We start from the raw sequence: 17,387 nt of genomic DNA, 5'->3' as shown, positions 1-17,387 counted from the left end.
CATAATTAACAAGTTATAAAGATGCAGCAAAAAAAAGCACCCGAAGGTGCTTTTTACTGTTCAGCCGAACGATGATAAATTAACGATGGCTGCGACGGTATTTTTTAGAATGTTTTTTGTAAGAACGTTGGTCGGCACGACGATCTTCTGATACTTTTTTACCCAGAACTGAGCCACCGGCTGCGCCCAATGCAGAGCCCACATAACCGCCAGTCGTACCACCCATATTTTTACCTACCGCATAACCGCCTACGCCGCCTAGACCACCACCGATGGCAGCACCGGTACGATTACGTCGATCAGCAGAAACAGCAGCACCACCCGCACCGCCCAGAGCAGAACCGATCATTGCGCCAGTATTACCACCCATTTGCTTACCAAGAGCAGTACCCGCGACACTACCTAAAGCAGAAGTTGCAGCAATACGAGTTGAATTGTCGGCATGGGCATTGACTGCCATCATTGATGATGCAGCTAATGTTGCGCTTAATAATAATGCATTCAGTTTCATAGTGAACTCCATGTCCAAAAAGCGGACGTTCTAATTAAGTTATTTCGATGGGGCAAATGTAACAAAAATCTTTTAGATAAATATGGAGACGAGCAATCAGAGTTGTGGCGTTTAGTGTTTACTTTGTAAAGTTATATTAATAATGTGGAGGAATCTTCCTGAAATATGTATTTATGACTGAAATGTGAATAAAATTAAAAGTAATTTCAATCCTATTTTCAGAAAATCCTTGTGGATAAGCTAGCTTACCTCAACAATATCTATGTCATTTAAACCTTAGAATCGTTACACTAGGCACAATTTTTTTGAGCTGATCTATGTCACATAAGGCATGGAGATAGCCTTTGTATTGAGATATTTTGCAAAATGAAAGAATCGTTACGTTTACGATTAGATCAACTTTCTGACCGTCATGAAGAATTAAACGCATTGCTTGCGGATATAGAAGTCATTTCTGACAACAAACGCTTTCGTCAACTTTCGCGTGAACATAATGACTTAACGGAAATTACCGAAGTTTGGAAAAAGTACACTCAAGCTGAAAAAGACATTGAGACTGCTGAAGCCATGTTGTCCGATCCTGACTTTAAGGAAATGGCGCAGGAAGAAATTCAGGAAAACAAGGCGCTGATTTCCTCCCTCGAAGCAGACTTAAATATCCTGATGATTCCGAAAGATCCGAATGATGCCAACTCGGCCTATTTAGAGATTCGTGCCGGAACCGGGGGGGATGAAGCTGCGATTTTCTCGGGTGACTTATATCGCATGTATAGCAAGTATGCCGAAGCTCAAGGCTGGAAATTAGAAATCCTATCTGAAAATGAAGGCGAGCATGGCGGTTATAAAGAAGTCATTTGCCTGATTAATGGTGAAGGCGTGTATGGTCGCCTGAAATTTGAAAGTGGCGCGCACCGTGTGCAGCGTGTACCTGCAACTGAGTCTCAGGGCCGCGTACATACCTCTGCATGTACGGTAGCGATTCTGCCTGAAGTGGACGTTGATACTTCGGTTGAAATCAATTCATCTGAACTGCGTATTGATACTTATCGTGCATCGGGCGCGGGTGGTCAGCACATTAACAAAACTGACTCTGCGGTGCGTATTACCCATATTCCAACCGGTACAGTGGTTGAGTGTCAGGACGAACGTTCACAGCATAAAAACAAAGCCAAAGCCATGGCTTTACTGGTTTCGCGCTTAGAAAATGCCAAACGTGCTGCTGCCGATGCGGCTACTTCTGAAATGCGCCGTGATTTGGTCGGTTCAGGTGACCGCTCAGAGCGTATCCGGACCTATAACTATCCGCAGGGCCGGATGACCGATCACCGCATTAACTTAACTTTATATAAGTTAGATGCGGTGATGGAAGGTGATTTAACAGAATTGCTCGATAGTTTACATCGTGAATATCAGGCAGATCAGCTGGCAATGCTTGCACAACAGAATGGTGGTTAATTGAATATTGCACAGGCTCTGGCCTTACGTGGTGAAGCAGAAAGTTATGAGCGCCAAGAAAATGCTTGGTTACTCGAACACATCACCAAAATTGATTCTTTTGATTTGGTGATGAAGAAAGATCAGCAACTGACTGCTGAGCAAGAGCAAGCGTATATCGATGGTTTGAACCGCATCGAAGATGGCGAACCGTTGGCCTATGTGACAGGTTCACAGCCATTTTGGACGCTAGATTTAAAAGTGACCAAAGATACTTTGGTGCCGCGTCCTGATACAGAAGTGCTGGTTGAAACGGTTTTACATTTAGACCTACCTGAAGATGCACGTATAGTAGATATGGGTACAGGCACAGGTGCAATTGCTTTATCTCTTGCCAGTGAACGTCCTGAATGGGCTATCACAGCGACTGATATTTATGCGCCCACTTTAGAAGTAGCGAAATTTAATGCGGATAAGCATGATTTGAATCATGTGAAATTCGCATTAGGCAGTTGGTTTAAAGCGTTAGAAAAAAATCAGTTCTTTGATGTGATTGTATCGAATCCTCCCTATATTGATCCTCAGGATAAACACATTAAAGGTTTGGCGGCAGAGCCTCGACGTGCTTTGGTTGCAGGCAATAATGGTCTGGCTGATATTGAATTTATCATTCAAAACGGTAAAAAGTGGTTAACTGCCAACGGTTGGATTGCACTTGAGCATGGTTATGACCAAGCTGGTGTGGTGTATCAACTGTTTAAAAAATATGGGTATAAAGATATTCAAACCATTAAAGATTACGGCGGTAATAATCGGGTAACGGTTGGTTGTTCCAAATAACTGAAAAAGTAGTAATAGATTCTAAGATTTAAAAATAAAGCGCTGAAAAGCGCTTTATTTTTTGACCACATCGCGCCAACGTAACAGCCAGTTTTCAGCCAGCTTCATTAAACTATCAGTTATTTTTCCTAAAACCGCCAATAATATAATCGCAATAATGACAATCTCAGGTCGAGATGTTTCTCGTCCATCACTGAGTAAATAGCCGATGCCTTGGGTTGCAGCAATCAGTTCGGCGGCAATCATAAACATCCAGGCCAAACTTAAACTGTTGCGCAACCCGGTTAAAATGCCAGGGGAAGCGGCAGGTAAAATAATTTCTTTGATTTGCTGCAAATATTTCAGGCGATAGACTTGCGCGACTTCAATCAGTTTACGGTCTACCCCCTGAATTGCGGCAACGGTATTGGTATAGGTCGGGAAAAAAGCACCTATTGCAATCAAGGTGATTTTAGACGTCTCATCAATGCCTAACCATAAAAGTAAAAGTGGAATCCAAGCCAGACTGGGAATCGCTTTAAGCGCTGAAAAAGAAGGTTCCAAAAAATCTTCGACTTGTTTGTTTAAGCCGACCAGAATGGCAAAGATGAGTGCAAGACTACTACCGATAAAGAATCCTAAAAATACCCGCCAAGTACTGGTCCAGATATGAAGCCATAAATCCCCTGTAGACAGTTCTAGGAAAGAATCCCACAAACTACTAGGTGCTGAGAGCAAGTAAGGCTAGATAAAACCATTTTTGACTAAAATTTCACACAAAATCAGTGCAAAAACAGGGATGAACATTCCTTTAAGCTTGCTCATGACTTTAAGCAAACGAGGAGCTGTAGCGCTATTCACTTCAGGTTTAATCGCTGCCTTAAGAGCTGTTGTAGTCAAACTCATTGTTACTTCACAACTTTCTGTGCATATCTTGCATCAAACAGTTGATCAATCACCTGATTGACATTGGTACCTGGACGAACCAAATTTTCTTCAGTCAAAATTGTTGCCGATTTCTTTAGTGCATTGATATGTTTTGCAGTGGGAATGTTCTGCTCAAAATTAGTTCGGCTAAGTTGAAGTTTAGTCACGGCAATAGGCAGCTTAGATTCACGCGCCAGCAATTCTGCAAGTTTATCCGGATTGGCTTTGGCCCACTTACGTGCCTGTTCATAGGCTTTAATGACAGCTTCAATGGCTTCCGGATTTTGTTTGGCAAACTGTTCTTTGGTACTCAATACGCTGTAACTATTGAACCCGACATTTCTATAAAGCAGTTTTGCACCAGACTGTATTTGTGCAGCTGCCATTAAGGGATCTAAACCTGCCCAGGCATCAACTTGTCCACGCTCAAGCGCCGTTTTGCCATCCGGATGTTGCAAGTGTACTAGTTGAACCTCTTTTTTATTTAAACCGGCAGTTTCAAGTGCCTGTAAGGTGAACAGTAAAGGATCGGTACCTTTGGTTGCTGCAATTTTTTTACCTTTTAAATCTTTAAGACTTTTAATCGGCGAGTTTTTTGCAACCACTAAAGCAGTCCATTCCGGCTGACTTTGAATATATACGGTTTTAATCGGGCTCCCATTGGCACGGCTAAGGGCTGCTGCTAAACCCGCGGTCGATGAAAAATCTAGGCTATCACTATTTAAGTATTCGAGTGAACGGTTACTGCCTTGGCTAAAGACCCATTTAATTTCAGTCTTAGGCAGCGCTTTTTCTAAAATTTTTTGTTCCTTAACCACCAGGCTAGTAGGAGCGTAGTAAGCATAATCCAGTTTAAGGGTGTCGGGCAAAGCCGCGAGACTGGACTGACTCCCAAAACTGAGTGTAACTGCGGTAAATAATATTTTAGTTTTAGAACTGAAAGTGTGCATATAAACCCCATAAAATTGTAGAACTCGGTATAAGGGGAATACTGCCAGTCATGAATAGTAAAAGAGAAAACAGTAATTTTTATAAAATTATCTTAATTTTTCATATGTTGAATTAAATATTTTAACTGCTTGAATTTTCTTAGATAAAAAATTATTTTTTAAAATTTTCTGCTTTATATCAAAAAGATACATTGCAATGAATAAAATTAAAATAGGGTTTGTTCTAAAGGTTGGAAATACAATGAAATTACCTTGTAATTACATAAAATATACTTTCAATTAAGGGGGAATGCCGACAATAGCTCCTTTCTAACTGCAAGATTTAAATAGAAGGCTATTTCAATCAAAGATTATTTGAACGCAGGTTGGTATATTTCGATATCTTTTATTTTTATATTTGAGAAAATCATTGGAACGCTATTGATTGATTGATTGATTGGTTGATGCCTTAATGGGTGCTCAAAATACCGTAATTGACCTATTAGCGGTTCAGTAAAAAATAGAACTGGTGGCTAACGCCATGTTTTAAGCGAATGAATAAAAATATCGTATATAGGTGTAGTAAAGAGCCCAAATTGAGCCAAAAAAAGCGACTTTATTAAGTCGCTTTTTTAATTTACTTTAGATTTATACTGGGAAGTCTTGTAAACAATCAGATATGTCTAATTGATTCAGTGCATCAGTTTCCAGTGCCAAGCAAAGCGCCACAATTTTTGCAGTATCTGCAAGATATCGATCATCTTTTAAAGCGACACCCGTTTGTAAAGCTTGAATACGTTCAGCGCTAATATCCAGTGCCTGTGCTGATTCAATTGCATCTTCACGATTGAAAAAGCTGAGCACAGCCTTCTGAAGTTCTGACTCAGAGGCATTTAAAATACCTTGATTCAAAAGCTCATCAAATTGAAAAGTGGGGGTGTTGAGAGAGTGAGTAAAATTTTGTACCAAGTTTTGTTCTAGTACATCAATCATCTTAAGCATGTCAGAACCTTTAATTTAAGGTGATTTCACGGGGAGGAGTACAGCAGGTCAAGCATAAAATTATGCTTTTAAATTGAATGAAAAATAACCTATTTTGGAACAAAATGCAACCATCTTTCGATGAGCAGCATATTGCTTTTTAAACTCATGAAATTTTTAATACTATGAATTAATCATTTTTAGTCTTTGTAAATATAAGCCACTTATTACTCTTTATGTTGACGATAAGTACCGGGACTGACACCCGTCCATTTCTTGAAAGCACGATGAAATGCACTCGGATCATGAAAGTTTAATTCATCGCTAATATCTTGTAGGGATTTATCTGTTTTGGTTAAAAATTCAATAGCAGTATCACGCCGTATATCATTTTTGAGTTGTTGATAACTGATACCTTCACTTTTTAGGCGCCGTTGAATGGTGGCATCCGACATATTTAAACGTTGTGCAATTTCATTCAGCTCCAGCCATTCAGATGGCGGAACATTCATCAAGTGTTTACGGATCTGCGAACTAATGGCATTCGGATTTTTAAAGCGCACCAATAAATTCTGTGGCGTTTGCTGAATAAACCGATACCATGATTGTGTATCTTGTTTGATCGGGATATTTAAATAATTGGCATCGAACTGTATATAATTTTCGTTGCTATTGTATTGGATATCTTTACAAAAACGGACTTTATAGTCTTGATCATCCAACGGAGCATTACATTTAAGTTGAATCTGCTTGAGTAGAATTCTTTGTCCGCTTAACCAACACATCAAACCATGAATCAGCATTAAATAGGTAGCATAACTGAACATTCTTTTGGTCTGCTTTTGCTCGTAAATCACAATATAAGCATAGTTTTCCTGAACGAAAAGCTGACTCATAAAATCATCCAGAACCAGATTTAAAAATTGTAAAATCTGTCGTAATGCTATTTCTAGTGTTTCGGCATGTATAACGGATTTTGATAAAAGCTTAAAACTGCCGCGACGCATGGGGTGACTGTCCATACCAAAAAATTCGTCATTCATGACATCGGCAAGTTCAGTCCAAAGCTGGGCGTATTGTGACACTGAAACACGGGCTTTGTTGGACTGCATTAACTCAACCGGAATACCGGATTTGACCAAGATGTTTTGGGTATTCAATCCCTGATGCTTTGCCGACAGCAGTGCTTCATGTACCAGACTGATCGAGATCGTACCTTTACTGTAATTTAAGTCTTGTTCCTTCATGTACAGATATCCGTATTCCGTATTTTTGCTGCCTTAACTTGGACTGTCCAAATCCATCAGAGAGGATGCAATATTTGGAAATTGTACTCTAGCTTAACTGCATTTACTCTGCATCTTAAGTCGAGTGTTTATTCAAAGAATTAACAGGAATAGAAAATGAAAATTCAAGGAAAAGTATTTGTAGTGACAGGCGGTGCATCTGGTTTAGGTGCGGCTACAGCCACTTATTTGGTCGGTCAAGGCGCAAAAGTGCTCATGGTTGATATGAATCAAGAGCTTGGTCAGGAAATGCAGCAGCGATTAGGCGAAAACTCAGTATTTATAAAACTGGATGTGACCGATGAACATGCGGTAAAAACATTCTTTGAAAATATTGAACAACAATATGGGCAGTTGAATGGTTTGGTGAATTGTGCGGGTATTGCGCCTTCCGCCAAAGTGCTTGGACGCGATGGCATCCATGATTTGGCCATGTTCCAAAAAGTTTTAAATATTAATGTCAGCGGGACGTTCAACATGATTCGTTTTGCTGCGAATCTGATTGCAAAATATGAATTGAAGGCCGGTGAAGAAGAACGTGGTGTCATTGTAAATACAGCATCAGTTGCAGCATTCGACGGTCAAATTGGTCAGTCTGCTTATGCCGCTTCAAAAGGTGCCGTAGTTGCCATGACCTTGCCTTTGGCACGTGAACTGGCTCGTGAAGCCATTCGTGTAATGACCATTGCGCCAGGCATTATGGAAACCCCAATGCTTAAAGCTATGCCTCAAAATGTGCAGGATGCTTTAGGACAGATGGTACCGTTTCCACCACGTTTAGCCAAACCGGAAGAGTTTGCACATCTGGTCGGTCATATTTTTGAAAACACTTATTTAAATGGTGAAGTGATTCGTTTGGATGGTGCGATTCGTATGCAGCCAAAGTAGTTTTTTTGGTATTTTCACTACGAAGTATTATCTCTATAAATTATTTTGAAGTAGCTCATTCTGTTACTTTTATTTCGGCAAAATGATGGCCCCAAAATATATTTTGAGTCTGCAAGAAAACCCCAGTTATCTAAAACCTGTTCCAAGCATTGCTATTGATCTTCCGCTCAGGTTGGAGATGACGTTTTTGAGTTTCAGATGTTTTGAAGAAATTGTCGGTCGAGTTTAAAGACTTTACGTAGCCACTCATTTTCTTTTGAAGGATCAAAAGAAACAGAAATCCTTTGTGAAATTGAATATACATCCTTGTATCTCAGTTTCACAGGAGACCTTCAGGTCGTCGTCATGTATTCCAAATGAAGTAACTTTTAAAAAGTTTGAAATGAATAAAATAGATATAGAAAAGGAAGCTCAATGATTTTAAATGATGAACAAAAAATGGTTCAGGACATGTTGCGCAATTATTCGCAAAACAAGCTCAAGCCAACTGCTGCTGAACGCGATAAAACTGCCAAATTCCCTGCACAAGAATTAAAAGAACTGGGTGAACTTGGCGCTTTAGGTATGACTGTGTCAGAACAATGGGGTGGTGCCGGTCTGGATTATGTATCGCTTGTGGTGGCTTTAGAGGAAATTGCTGCAGGTGATGGCGCAATTTCTACTATTGTGAGCGTCCAAAACTCACTGCCTTGCGGTATAACTCAGCGCTACGGCACAGAAGATCAGAAACAAAAATACTTAACCAAACTTGCGACAGGTGAATGGCTCGGCTGTTTCTGCCTAACTGAACCACAAGCCGGTTCGGATGCAGGTGCACTGGAATGCAAGGCAGAACGTGACGGCGATGATTGGGTATTAAATGGCACTAAACAGTTTATTACTACAGGTAAGTATGCGCAGGTTGCCATTGTCTTTGCCGTGACTGATAAATCTGCAGGGAAAAAAGGCATTTCGTGTTTCATCATACCGACGGATAATGAAGGGTATCTTGTTTCTCGTCTAGAAGAAAAAATGGGACAACACTGTTCAGATACTGCAACCATCATCTTTGAAAATTGCCGGATTCCTGCCGAAAATTTATTGGGCAAGGAAGGTGAAGGTTACAAAATTGCTTTATCCAATCTGGAGTCAGGGCGAATTGGTATTGCTGCACAATCAGTCGGCATGGCGCGTGCTGCACTTGATGCTGCGGTGGAATATGCCAATGAACGTAAAGCATTTGGTGTAGAGATTGTTCAGCATCAAGCCGTGGCATTTCGTTTAGCCGATATGGCCACTCAGATTGAAGCCGCACGTCAACTGATTTTCCATGCTGCAACTTTAAAAGATGCAGGTTTGCCGTGTTTAAAAGAAGCCTCAATGGCAAAACTGTTTGCATCAACTATGGCGGAACGCGTCTGTTCTGATGCCATTCAAATCCACGGTGGTTATGGTTATGTGTCTGATTTTCCGGTAGAGCGTATTTACCGTGACGTACGGGTCAGCCAGATTTATGAAGGTGCATCGGATATTCAGCGTTTAGTCATTGCCCGTGAAGTGACTAAAATCTAAATCGCGATCGAATGGTGATTGAATTTTAGACTTTGGTCGGTGTTCAAATCCTGCACATTTTTTGATGGATGAGGAAATTGCAGGAGGTGAGAAATCATGTTTATCTAGTTTAAGAGTGAAGCTAAAAAATTGAAAATGCTGAATGATTTTTGGCATTTTTAGGATGACAACAATAAGCAAAATGGATCAGAACAAAGCAGGAGCTTTGTTTATAAAAGAACGGATGAGAGGTTGTGGTCATGAAGACATTAGAACAGGCATATCAAGAGTTTAATTTTGATGATTTTCTTGCAGAGCAATTGGTAGGTACAGCTGAATCAGTCAATGCCTATATTGAATGTTGCGGGCGTTATCTTGGTTTAAATAAAACAGCCTTAATCTGGGAAGGCAAAAATGGCGAGTCTGCCGAATGGACATTTGAACAGCTGGCAGAAGCTTCTGGAAAATTGGCAAATTATTTTGTATCAGTAGGCTTAAAAGCAGGAGATTGTATTGCAGGTTTATTGCCGCGTACGCCGGAATTACTGATTACGATTCTAGCGACATGGCGCATGGGTGCAATTTATCAGCCATTGTTTACTGCGTTTGAGTCGAAAGCCATTGAACACAGAATCAATACCGTTAAAACAAAATTGATTGTGACCAATGATGAACAGCGTAAAAAACTGCATGGGGTTGCCATAAAGCATATTTTAACAGCACATCCATTAAATACATTAAGTCATCAAGATGCAGATTTTTGGAGCGAACTGACCAAGCAATCTTCAGTTTTTGCACCAGTAATGCAAAGCTTTGAAAATGATTTCCTGATGATGTTTACCTCGGGTACGACTGGATTGGCCAAATCTGTTCCTGTTCCTTTAAAAGCTGTTCTAGCATTTAAAGGGTATATGACTTATGCAGTGGATTTGCGTGAAGAAGATTCTTTCTGGAATCTGGCAGATCCGGGTTGGGCATATGGTTTGTATTATGGCATTGCCGGACCTTTAAGTCTTGGGCATAGCATTATTATGGATGAGCGTGCATTTAGCGTAGATAACGCCGTGCAGATCATTCAAAAATATAAAGTCAGTAATTTGACCGGATCGCCAACTGCATTTCGGATGTTCTTTGGATTTAAGGAAAAATTTGATCCATCAATTAAACAGCATTTACGTGTGGTGAGTAGTGCAGGTGAGCCTTTAACACCTGAAGTGATTCACTGGTTTAACCATGATTTAAACGTAAATATTTATGATCAATATGGACAGACTGAACTGGGGATGGTGGTTGCCAATCATCATGCTTTGGAACATGAAAAGAAAGTGGGTTCAGCGGGTTTTGCCAACCCAGGGCATCGTTTTGTAGTATTAAATCAAAACAATGAAGAAGTTGAAAAAGGTGGAATCGGCACATTGGCTATCGACTTTTCTCAGTCACCTTTAACCTGGTTTAAAGGTTATGGAGGAAATGACCTTAAATCTTTTGTGGGGAAATATTATTTAACCGGTGATACGGTGAAGTTAAATGAATTTGGTGGGGTAGATTTTATTGGACGTGCTGACGATGTCATTACAACGTCAGGCTATCGCGTAGGTCCTTTCGATGTTGAAAGCACCTTGCTTGAATGTGAAGAGGTTTTGGAGTCGGCAGTGATTGGCAAGCCAGATCTAGAACGTACAGAAGTAGTCAAAGCTTTTGTGGTTCTTAAACCACAATTTTCAGCTTCAGATGAGTTGAGTCATAAACTTCAGGCATATGTACGTTCACGCTTATCTAAACATGCATATCCTAAAGAAATTGAATTTGTGGATATTTTACCTAAAACCTCGAGTGGAAAAATTCAACGCAATTTACTTAAGCAACAGGAAGTTGCCAAAATGCAGGGCATTCAAAAAGCAGTCTAGCCATACTTTCCTTATTTTGACCTAGATTCGAGAGTTCGTAGAAATAAAAAACCGTCATTAAGGGCGGTTTTTTATTGTGGGAATACGTAAATTGAATATCACTATTTAGACACTCCGCCACCTAGAAATGTCAGGTTTAATATTTAGTGATTTGATGTTTGCCTAGTAATTGCTTAAAGTTTTTGAATAGCATTATTAACTGTAAAGGCTCAAGTTCGTCTCTCGACGGGAAAAAAGGTCAGTAGCTTAGTCTTTCCCAATGCCCATAAGTACATAGTGAATTTAGGAAAACTATTACTTACTGCTGCGGTTATAAGGCACTCACAGCTAACCCTGTATTTAATAAATACTTATGGCATCGTCATGTTTTAGATCAATACCCAGTGAGCATAGTAGGAATAAAAAATATGTCAAATTTCAAATATTTATTTGATTTTTATTTGGTCAATTTATAGGCTACTTCAAATAAATGATTAAAATTAAGACAAAAAATAGCTAAGAAAAAATAGATTTGCTGAATACTCCTGCTGATTTGTCTATACTCAGCGAAACAAGAAAAGGCTGATAAGGATGATGTCTAGTGACCCGGTATGATACTGATTTGGAACTCAGCGACCAAGAAATGCATCTTTATAGCCGTCAAATTCTTCTTGATGGCTGGGATATTGAAGCACAGGAAAAACTCAAACTCGCCAATGTCTTAATTGTCGGTTGTGGCGGAATTGGTTGTACAACCGCAGAACTTCTGGCGCGTGCGGGTGTGGGGCAAATTACCTTAATTGATGCCGACACCATTGAAATGAGTAATCTGCAACGTCAAATAGCCTATGTAGAAGAAAATATTGGATTTTATAAATCCGAAATACTGGCTAAACGCTTAAAGCAGATTAATCCGCATATCCGTGTTGAATCAAAAACTGTAAAACTGGATGAAGGTAATGCAGCACAACTCATTTCAAATCAAGATCTGGTCTTAGATGGCTGTGACAATTTCACCACACGTTACCTGGTCAACCAAATCTGTAAGCAATTCAATACACCTGTAATCAGTGCTTCCGCTATTGGTTTTCAGGGACAATTGTTTATGGTGGAAGGCGACTCTGCCTGTTATGAATGTCTATTTCCCAAAGAACAGCATGTCAATGAAAACCTACGCTGTGCAGACTCTGGGGTATTAGCCACTACACCAAATGTGATGGCGAGTTTGCAGGCGCATCACGCATTGCTGTATTTAGGTTTGGGGAAAATGCCGCTTAAGCAAAAACTGATGCTTTGGGATGGGTTAAGCATGAAACAACGCTTGCTCGCTTTCGAAAAAGATACAGATTGTCCAGTCTGTCAGGCAAGATAGCCCTGCAAACGAATATTTTTTTGCTACACTCACTACAATTTAATTCTAAGCTGACATTATGAAAAACAATATCTGGTTAGATGGACTACGTTCCGTTGCCCGTGTGGGTGAAACGGCTGTTATTGCAGCAAAAGCAGGCATTAAATACGCCACAGAAAAACCAAGTAACGCAAAACTGATGCGTGAAACTTTTGAATCATTGGGTTCAACCTATATTAAACTTGGACAGTTTATTGCCAGTACACCTTCACTGTTTCCACGTGAATATGTTGAAGAATTTCAAGGCTGTCTAGATCAAACGCCATCCTTACCTTTTAGTTATGTGCAAGGGGTTTTGGCCTCTGAATTTGCAGGTAGAAATTTAGATGAAATTTTTGCCTCGATTGATGAAAAGCCTTTAGCCTCAGCATCCATTGCACAAGTTCACGCAGCTAGACTTGTGACAGGCGAAGATGTAGTGATTAAAGTGCAAAAGCCAGGTGTAGAAACCATCCTCTACACTGACTTAAATGTATTGCATTGGGCAACTAAAATTTTAGAAAAAGCGGTTCCTAAAGTAAAATTTGCATCACTTGCCGATATTGTCGATGAAATTAAAACCCGTATGGTGCGTGAAGTCGACTTTATTGAAGAAGCACAAAATCTTGATGATTTCGTTAACTATTTGAATGTGACTCAAAATTCAAAAGCTACAGCACCGAAAGTTTATCACCAATATTCAACCCGTCGTGTACTCACCATGCAGCGTTTTTATGGTGTGCCTTTGACTGATTTTGATGTGGTCAAAAGAGTCTCTAAAGATCCGTCTCAGGTTTTAATTACAGCCATGAATACCTGGTTTGGTAGCTTGATGATGTGTAACAGTTTCCATGCAGATTTGCATGCAGGCAATCTGATGCTGCTTGAAGATGGTCGTGTCGGTTTTATCGATTTTGGTATTGTCGGTCAGCTTAATCCTGAAGTATGGACTGCATCTATTGCATTTATGGATGCGCTGCAAAAAACTGATTACCTCCTGATGGCAGAAAACATGCTAAAAATGGGTATGACCGACAAGAAAATTGATACACAAGTTTTAGCGGATGATCTGGAGCGGTTATTTAGTGGGGCATTAATGGCTGATCCTCAACAAATATTAAGTTCAAATCCCGCAGATTTAAACGATATTATGATGGATATGGTTGGAGTCGGTGAGCGTCACGGTATTCGCTTCCCGCGTGACTTTGCCTTGCTGTTTAAACAAATGCTGTATTTTGATCGCTTTATGCGCATTCTCGCGCCATATACCGATATTTATGCAGACCAAAGACTGCAAATGGTGCAAACTCTTGATCCAAACGTGTTGTTAAAACATTAAATTTGAATAGGAATAAATTTCCTTAAATTCGCTTTTTTTAAAGGGAGGACTTTAAAATATCTTCCCTTTTTTAAACGGATGAGAAACATTGTTTCTCAAGGAGAGATTCAAAATCAAAGTCAGTAAAGGGTAAAAAAACATGGATGCAATTATCATTGAAGGTTTAAAGGTCGAGACAGTAGTGGGATGTTTCAATTGGGAACGTCAAATCATTCAGCCTTTAATGCTTGATATGACCATCCAGACCAGTTTGGAACAGGCCTCTCATTCTGATGAACTGCAACATACACTGAATTATGCAGAAATTTGTGAAATTTCTGCCACAGTTATTCAAAAAGCACAGCCAAAATTGATTGAACATGCAGCAAAGCTTGTTCTCAATGCGCTTTTTACTACCTTTCCTGCGGTTGAATCGATTATGATTACAATCCGTAAGCCTGCCATTATCGCGCAAGCAAATTCTGTAGGAATTCGTCTTGAACGCCACCGAAACGATATTCGCCTTAGCTCTGGCGAGTAACTGTCATCCTGAACACCATTTTAAGCAGGCATTTGCCCAGATTGCTAAAATGGGACAGGTTCAATTCTCTGAGATTTATTTAATTCCATGTCGCGATAGTGTGGGTGCAGATTACTGGAATGCGGCGTGTTTGCTCGAAAGTAAAATGAGTGTTGAAGAAATGACCTCCATCCTTAAAAAAATGGAAGATGAAGCAGGTCGAGTACGTCCATCGCATCAAATTTCTTTAGATGTAGATCTGATTGCATGGGGAGAGGACTTATCTCATATGCAATTTAATCCAAAGAAATTACCCCTAGCAACGGATGTCAAAATTCCAATGCTGGATGTCTGGCAGAGTACTGATTTTGAAAATGAAACACATAAGTTTCCAATTGTGAATTGGATAGATTAACTCTCATTCAGTTCATCCGGAGATGAATTATATTTTAAAATAGCCTAAGCTATCTATGATTTTAATCTAGAAGTATTATTCGACTTAGCTCTAACAACAGAAAAATATGGAAATAGGTGAGCGTGGGTAAAGTTTGACTGATTAAAATTGTAACAATAGTCAAGTCTTAGGCAGGAAACGCTATATATTATTTAAAAAACCTAATCTCTGAAGATTAGGTTTTTTAATCTTAGTTAAACAAATGATTTTAAAACAATAAGAAAAGAATTTCGTATAAGGTGTATTATGTTAATTTTAGGAAATCTTAAGCTGAATCCTATTTTTGAAACTTCCCCATCGTAATTTGTTTTAACTTTGATGACTCATCAAATTCAAAATGTAAGTAGTTATCAAATATTTTGTACTTAAGCCAACAATCGTTTTCTTTTTCTGGATTCCCAAATAGATCAATTACAGATTGCTTCGTACTTTTATGATTAATACCTATGATTAAATCTTCTAAAAATGGATATGGATAATATTCTGCATTTTCTCTGATATATAAGAAAACGGTATCTAGTATCTGATTTTCATTAAATCTGAACGTAACGCCTCTTTTGAAAAACTCCCAATAAGATAGCTTTTCTCCACAAAAATTAGTCTCTGATGTATCAAATTCACTAGCAATAATAGTAACTGCTTTCAGAATATTAGCATTTGGTATACTAGTTCCAAGACAAGATAAAAAGACTTCTACATCACCCAAAAAATTCACTTATTACATACCTAAATCTAGTTTCTCTTTATCCTTGGTTTTTATCATATTTGACATAAAATTTCTGATTTAAAGTCATAATTATCAAACAAAACCATATCCATTTAACATAATGGCGCTTATATGAAGTATACTTGTAAGCCCAAAATAGAAATGTCCGGTTTCTCCAAAGTAAAAATGTCCGCTTTTAGAATATGCACTTTTGCAATTATCGAAGCGGACGGTTTGATATGTTGGTGTCTATGTCGGATAAAGAACTTAAACGATTGTCGGTCTTGCAAGAAATTTGTGATCAACGCATAACCCAGTCCCAGGCTGCTCAGCTACTGCATATTTCAGAACGTCAAATCAGACGCTTACTGCAAAAATACAAAGCTCAAGGCCCAGCTGCCTTAGCCCATGCCAGTCGTGGTCAAACCAGCAATTCCAGGCTCCCTGAAGAACTCAGGCTCAAGTGCCTCAACATTGTTGCTGATCAACTGCATGGTTTCGGACCAACTTTAGCGCATGAAAAGCTCACCACCGTGCATGGATTCGATCTTTCAGTGGAAACCCTACGTTCCTGGATGGTTGCAGCCGATTTATGGATTCCTCGCTCCAAACGCCTGAAACGCCCGTATCAGCCTCGTTATAATCGGGATTGTTATGGTGAACTGATCCAAATCGATGGCTCACATCATGACTGGTTTGAAGGACGCGCTGCTAAATGCTGTTTGTTGGTGTTTATCGATGATGCCACAGGAAAATTGCAGCATTTACGCTTCTGTGAATCAGAATCAGCCTTTGACTATATGATTTCAACACGTTTATATGTCGAACAGCACGGTAAACCATTGGCATTTTACAGCGACAAACATTCAGTCTTTAGGGTGAATCAAAGCAGCAAGAAAGACACCAAGATTACCCAGTTTGGACGCGTGCTCAGTACTCTTAATATCGATATCATCTTCGCTAACTCACCACAGGCCAAAGGACGTGTGGAACGCGCCAACAGGACACTTCAGGATCGCCTGATCAAGGAGATGCGTCTGGAAGGTATCAGTTCGATTGCTGATGCGAATAAGTGGTTGCCCTGCTTTATTGAGCAGTTCAATCTCAAGTTTGCAAAGATGGCCTTTAATCCTAAGAACTTACACCGCTCTGTCACTGAAACAGCTGAGCAATTAGATGATATTTTTACCTGGCGTGAACCTCGCAGGGTTACGAACAGCCTGACCCTTACTTATGATAAATGCGTATATCTCCTGGAAAAGACAGAAGAAAATCAAAGGTTGATCGGCAAGTATCTTGAGTTCCTGGAATACCCGGATGGTACCGTAGCGATTGAACATCAAGGGAGAAAAGTCAGTTACAGCATCTTCGATAAATTAAGTCAGCTCAACCAGCGAGAGATTGTTGAGAATAAACGGTTGGGGGCTGTTCTGAATCATATCCAACAGCAGCATGAAGAACTGGAACAACAAAACAAACGCAATCGTTCTCAAAAGATGCCAAGCAGACGTGCACAGAAAACAGCAATTCAACAGCGAAATCTGAATCCTGTGCTTGACTTGGAAATGTCCATATAGGACATTTCTATTTGGTTATTAGGTAGGACATTTCTACTTGGGAATAACAATACTTGTATATTAATTTAAATATCAATGGCTTAAAATTTTAATCATGATCAAAAAACAGATGGAAAATTGATTTTGAAATAAGTCAGATTTTTTATGAACAGGTTTGATCTACTCTGCCAATAAAATTGACTATTTTCTAACCAAAATGAAACTTTTTTCAATGTCCCCGATCTTCCCAGG

General features: G+C 39.5%; 15 protein-coding genes and 1 pseudogene. 10 read left to right on the top strand and 6 right to left on the bottom strand.

What is annotated here, in order from left to right; all coding sequences use genetic code 11:
• Nucleotides 1–79 precede the first annotated feature (79 nt).
• On the bottom strand, nt 80–511 hold the full coding sequence (locus tag E0H89_RS08150; RefSeq protein ID WP_131216142.1) for a hypothetical protein: 432 nt from the start codon (nt 509–511) through the stop codon (nt 80–82).
• A gap of 366 nt (nt 512–877) precedes the next feature.
• Here E0H89_RS08150 and prfA point away from each other — a divergent pair, with 366 nt between their 5' ends.
• Both prfA and prmC read left to right on the top strand, forming a co-directional pair.
• On the top strand, nt 878–1,966 hold the full coding sequence (prfA, locus tag E0H89_RS08145; RefSeq protein ID WP_131216141.1) for a peptide chain release factor 1: 1,089 nt from the start codon (nt 878–880) through the stop codon (nt 1,964–1,966).
• On the top strand, nt 1,967–2,785 hold the full coding sequence (gene prmC, locus E0H89_RS08140; protein ID WP_131216140.1) for a peptide chain release factor N(5)-glutamine methyltransferase: 819 nt from the start codon (nt 1,967–1,969) through the stop codon (nt 2,783–2,785).
• A gap of 54 nt (nt 2,786–2,839) precedes the next feature.
• Here prmC and E0H89_RS08135 read toward each other — a convergent pair.
• The 4 genes and pseudogenes from E0H89_RS08135 to E0H89_RS08120 form a co-directional block, all read right to left on the bottom strand.
• Nucleotides 2,840–3,670: pseudogene (locus tag E0H89_RS08135) on the bottom strand (ABC transporter permease).
• 2 nt (nt 3,671–3,672) lie between these two features.
• Nucleotides 3,673–4,641: an aliphatic sulfonate ABC transporter substrate-binding protein gene (locus E0H89_RS08130; protein WP_131216139.1), complete on the bottom strand. Its 969-nt coding sequence runs from the start codon at nt 4,639–4,641 to the stop codon at nt 3,673–3,675.
• Between the two features lie 627 nt (nt 4,642–5,268).
• Nucleotides 5,269–5,622 carry a hypothetical protein gene (locus E0H89_RS08125; protein ID WP_131216138.1) on the bottom strand — a complete coding sequence of 118 codons (354 nt, stop codon included), beginning with the start codon at nt 5,620–5,622 and terminating at the stop codon, nt 5,269–5,271.
• A 206-nt stretch (nt 5,623–5,828) separates the two neighbouring features.
• A complete protein-coding gene (locus E0H89_RS08120; RefSeq protein ID WP_131216137.1) occupies nt 5,829–6,848 on the bottom strand; it encodes an AraC family transcriptional regulator in 1,020 nt (339 codons plus the stop codon).
• A gap of 156 nt (nt 6,849–7,004) precedes the next feature.
• On the opposite strand from E0H89_RS08120, the gene E0H89_RS08115 reads away from it, so the two are divergent.
• The 7 genes from E0H89_RS08115 to E0H89_RS08085 all read left to right on the top strand — a co-directional run bounded on the left by E0H89_RS08115 (nt 7,005) and on the right by E0H89_RS08085 (nt 14,834).
• Nucleotides 7,005–7,775: a 3-hydroxyacyl-CoA dehydrogenase gene (locus E0H89_RS08115; protein ID WP_131216136.1), complete on the top strand. Its 771-nt coding sequence runs from the start codon at nt 7,005–7,007 to the stop codon at nt 7,773–7,775.
• Nucleotides 7,776–8,189: 414 nt separating this feature from the next.
• Complete coding sequence (locus E0H89_RS08110) at nt 8,190–9,326, top strand: acyl-CoA dehydrogenase family protein (RefSeq protein ID WP_131216135.1); 1,137 nt, start codon at nt 8,190–8,192, stop codon at nt 9,324–9,326.
• Between the two features lie 239 nt (nt 9,327–9,565).
• Nucleotides 9,566–11,212 carry an AMP-binding protein gene (locus E0H89_RS08105; RefSeq protein WP_131216134.1) on the top strand — a complete coding sequence of 549 codons (1,647 nt, stop codon included), beginning with the start codon at nt 9,566–9,568 and terminating at the stop codon, nt 11,210–11,212.
• A 622-nt stretch (nt 11,213–11,834) separates the two neighbouring features.
• Nucleotides 11,835–12,563, top strand: a complete 729-nt coding sequence (locus E0H89_RS08100) for a HesA/MoeB/ThiF family protein (RefSeq protein ID WP_131216239.1) — start codon at nt 11,835–11,837, stop codon at nt 12,561–12,563.
• Between the two features lie 58 nt (nt 12,564–12,621).
• Nucleotides 12,622–13,920, top strand: a complete 1,299-nt coding sequence (locus tag E0H89_RS08095; protein WP_131216133.1) for an ABC1 kinase family protein — start codon at nt 12,622–12,624, stop codon at nt 13,918–13,920.
• A gap of 139 nt (nt 13,921–14,059) precedes the next feature.
• A complete protein-coding gene (gene folB / locus E0H89_RS08090) occupies nt 14,060–14,440 on the top strand; it encodes a dihydroneopterin aldolase (RefSeq protein WP_131216132.1) in 381 nt (126 codons plus the stop codon).
• Nucleotides 14,397–14,834 (top strand): 2-amino-4-hydroxy-6-hydroxymethyldihydropteridine diphosphokinase, encoded by a 438-nt coding sequence (locus E0H89_RS08085; RefSeq protein ID WP_131216131.1) that lies wholly within the window; start codon nt 14,397–14,399, stop codon nt 14,832–14,834. The genes folB and E0H89_RS08085 overlap by 44 nt, the downstream gene beginning before the upstream one ends.
• 316 nt (nt 14,835–15,150) lie before the next feature.
• On the opposite strand, the gene E0H89_RS08080 is transcribed toward E0H89_RS08085, so the two are convergent.
• A complete protein-coding gene (locus E0H89_RS08080) occupies nt 15,151–15,588 on the bottom strand; it encodes a DUF6392 family protein (RefSeq protein WP_131216130.1) in 438 nt (145 codons plus the stop codon).
• A 242-nt stretch (nt 15,589–15,830) separates the two neighbouring features.
• On the opposite strand from E0H89_RS08080, the gene E0H89_RS08070 reads away from it, so the two are divergent.
• Nucleotides 15,831–17,156 (top strand): ISNCY family transposase, encoded by a 1,326-nt coding sequence (locus E0H89_RS08070; protein ID WP_131216129.1) that lies wholly within the window; start codon nt 15,831–15,833, stop codon nt 17,154–17,156.
• Nucleotides 17,157–17,387: the final 231 nt, after the last annotated feature.

It is taken from the genome of Acinetobacter sp. ANC 3781 (assembly GCF_004331285.1).
Taxonomy (GTDB): Bacteria; Pseudomonadota; Gammaproteobacteria; order Pseudomonadales; family Moraxellaceae; genus Acinetobacter.
Note: the sequence above shows the minus strand (reverse complement) of the source record. Positions and strands in the feature narration are given on the sequence as shown.

Coding starts and splice junctions, on each gene's coding strand:
- E0H89_RS08150 (WP_131216142.1), bottom strand. CDS start 511: ATGAAACTGAATGCATTATTATTAAGCGCAACATTAGCTGCATCATCA.
- prfA (WP_131216141.1), top strand. CDS start 878: ATGAAAGAATCGTTACGTTTACGATTAGATCAACTTTCTGACCGTCAT.
- E0H89_RS08130 (WP_131216139.1), bottom strand. CDS start 4,641: ATGCACACTTTCAGTTCTAAAACTAAAATATTATTTACCGCAGTTACA.
- E0H89_RS08125 (WP_131216138.1), bottom strand. CDS start 5,622: ATGCTTAAGATGATTGATGTACTAGAACAAAACTTGGTACAAAATTTT.
- E0H89_RS08120 (WP_131216137.1), bottom strand. CDS start 6,848: ATGAAGGAACAAGACTTAAATTACAGTAAAGGTACGATCTCGATCAGT.
- E0H89_RS08115 (WP_131216136.1), top strand. CDS start 7,005: ATGAAAATTCAAGGAAAAGTATTTGTAGTGACAGGCGGTGCATCTGGT.
- E0H89_RS08110 (WP_131216135.1), top strand. CDS start 8,190: ATGATTTTAAATGATGAACAAAAAATGGTTCAGGACATGTTGCGCAAT.
- E0H89_RS08105 (WP_131216134.1), top strand. CDS start 9,566: ATGAAGACATTAGAACAGGCATATCAAGAGTTTAATTTTGATGATTTT.
- E0H89_RS08100 (WP_131216239.1), top strand. CDS start 11,835: ATGCATCTTTATAGCCGTCAAATTCTTCTTGATGGCTGGGATATTGAA.
- E0H89_RS08095 (WP_131216133.1), top strand. CDS start 12,622: ATGAAAAACAATATCTGGTTAGATGGACTACGTTCCGTTGCCCGTGTG.
- folB (WP_131216132.1), top strand. CDS start 14,060: ATGGATGCAATTATCATTGAAGGTTTAAAGGTCGAGACAGTAGTGGGA.
- E0H89_RS08070 (WP_131216129.1), top strand. CDS start 15,831: ATGTCGGATAAAGAACTTAAACGATTGTCGGTCTTGCAAGAAATTTGT.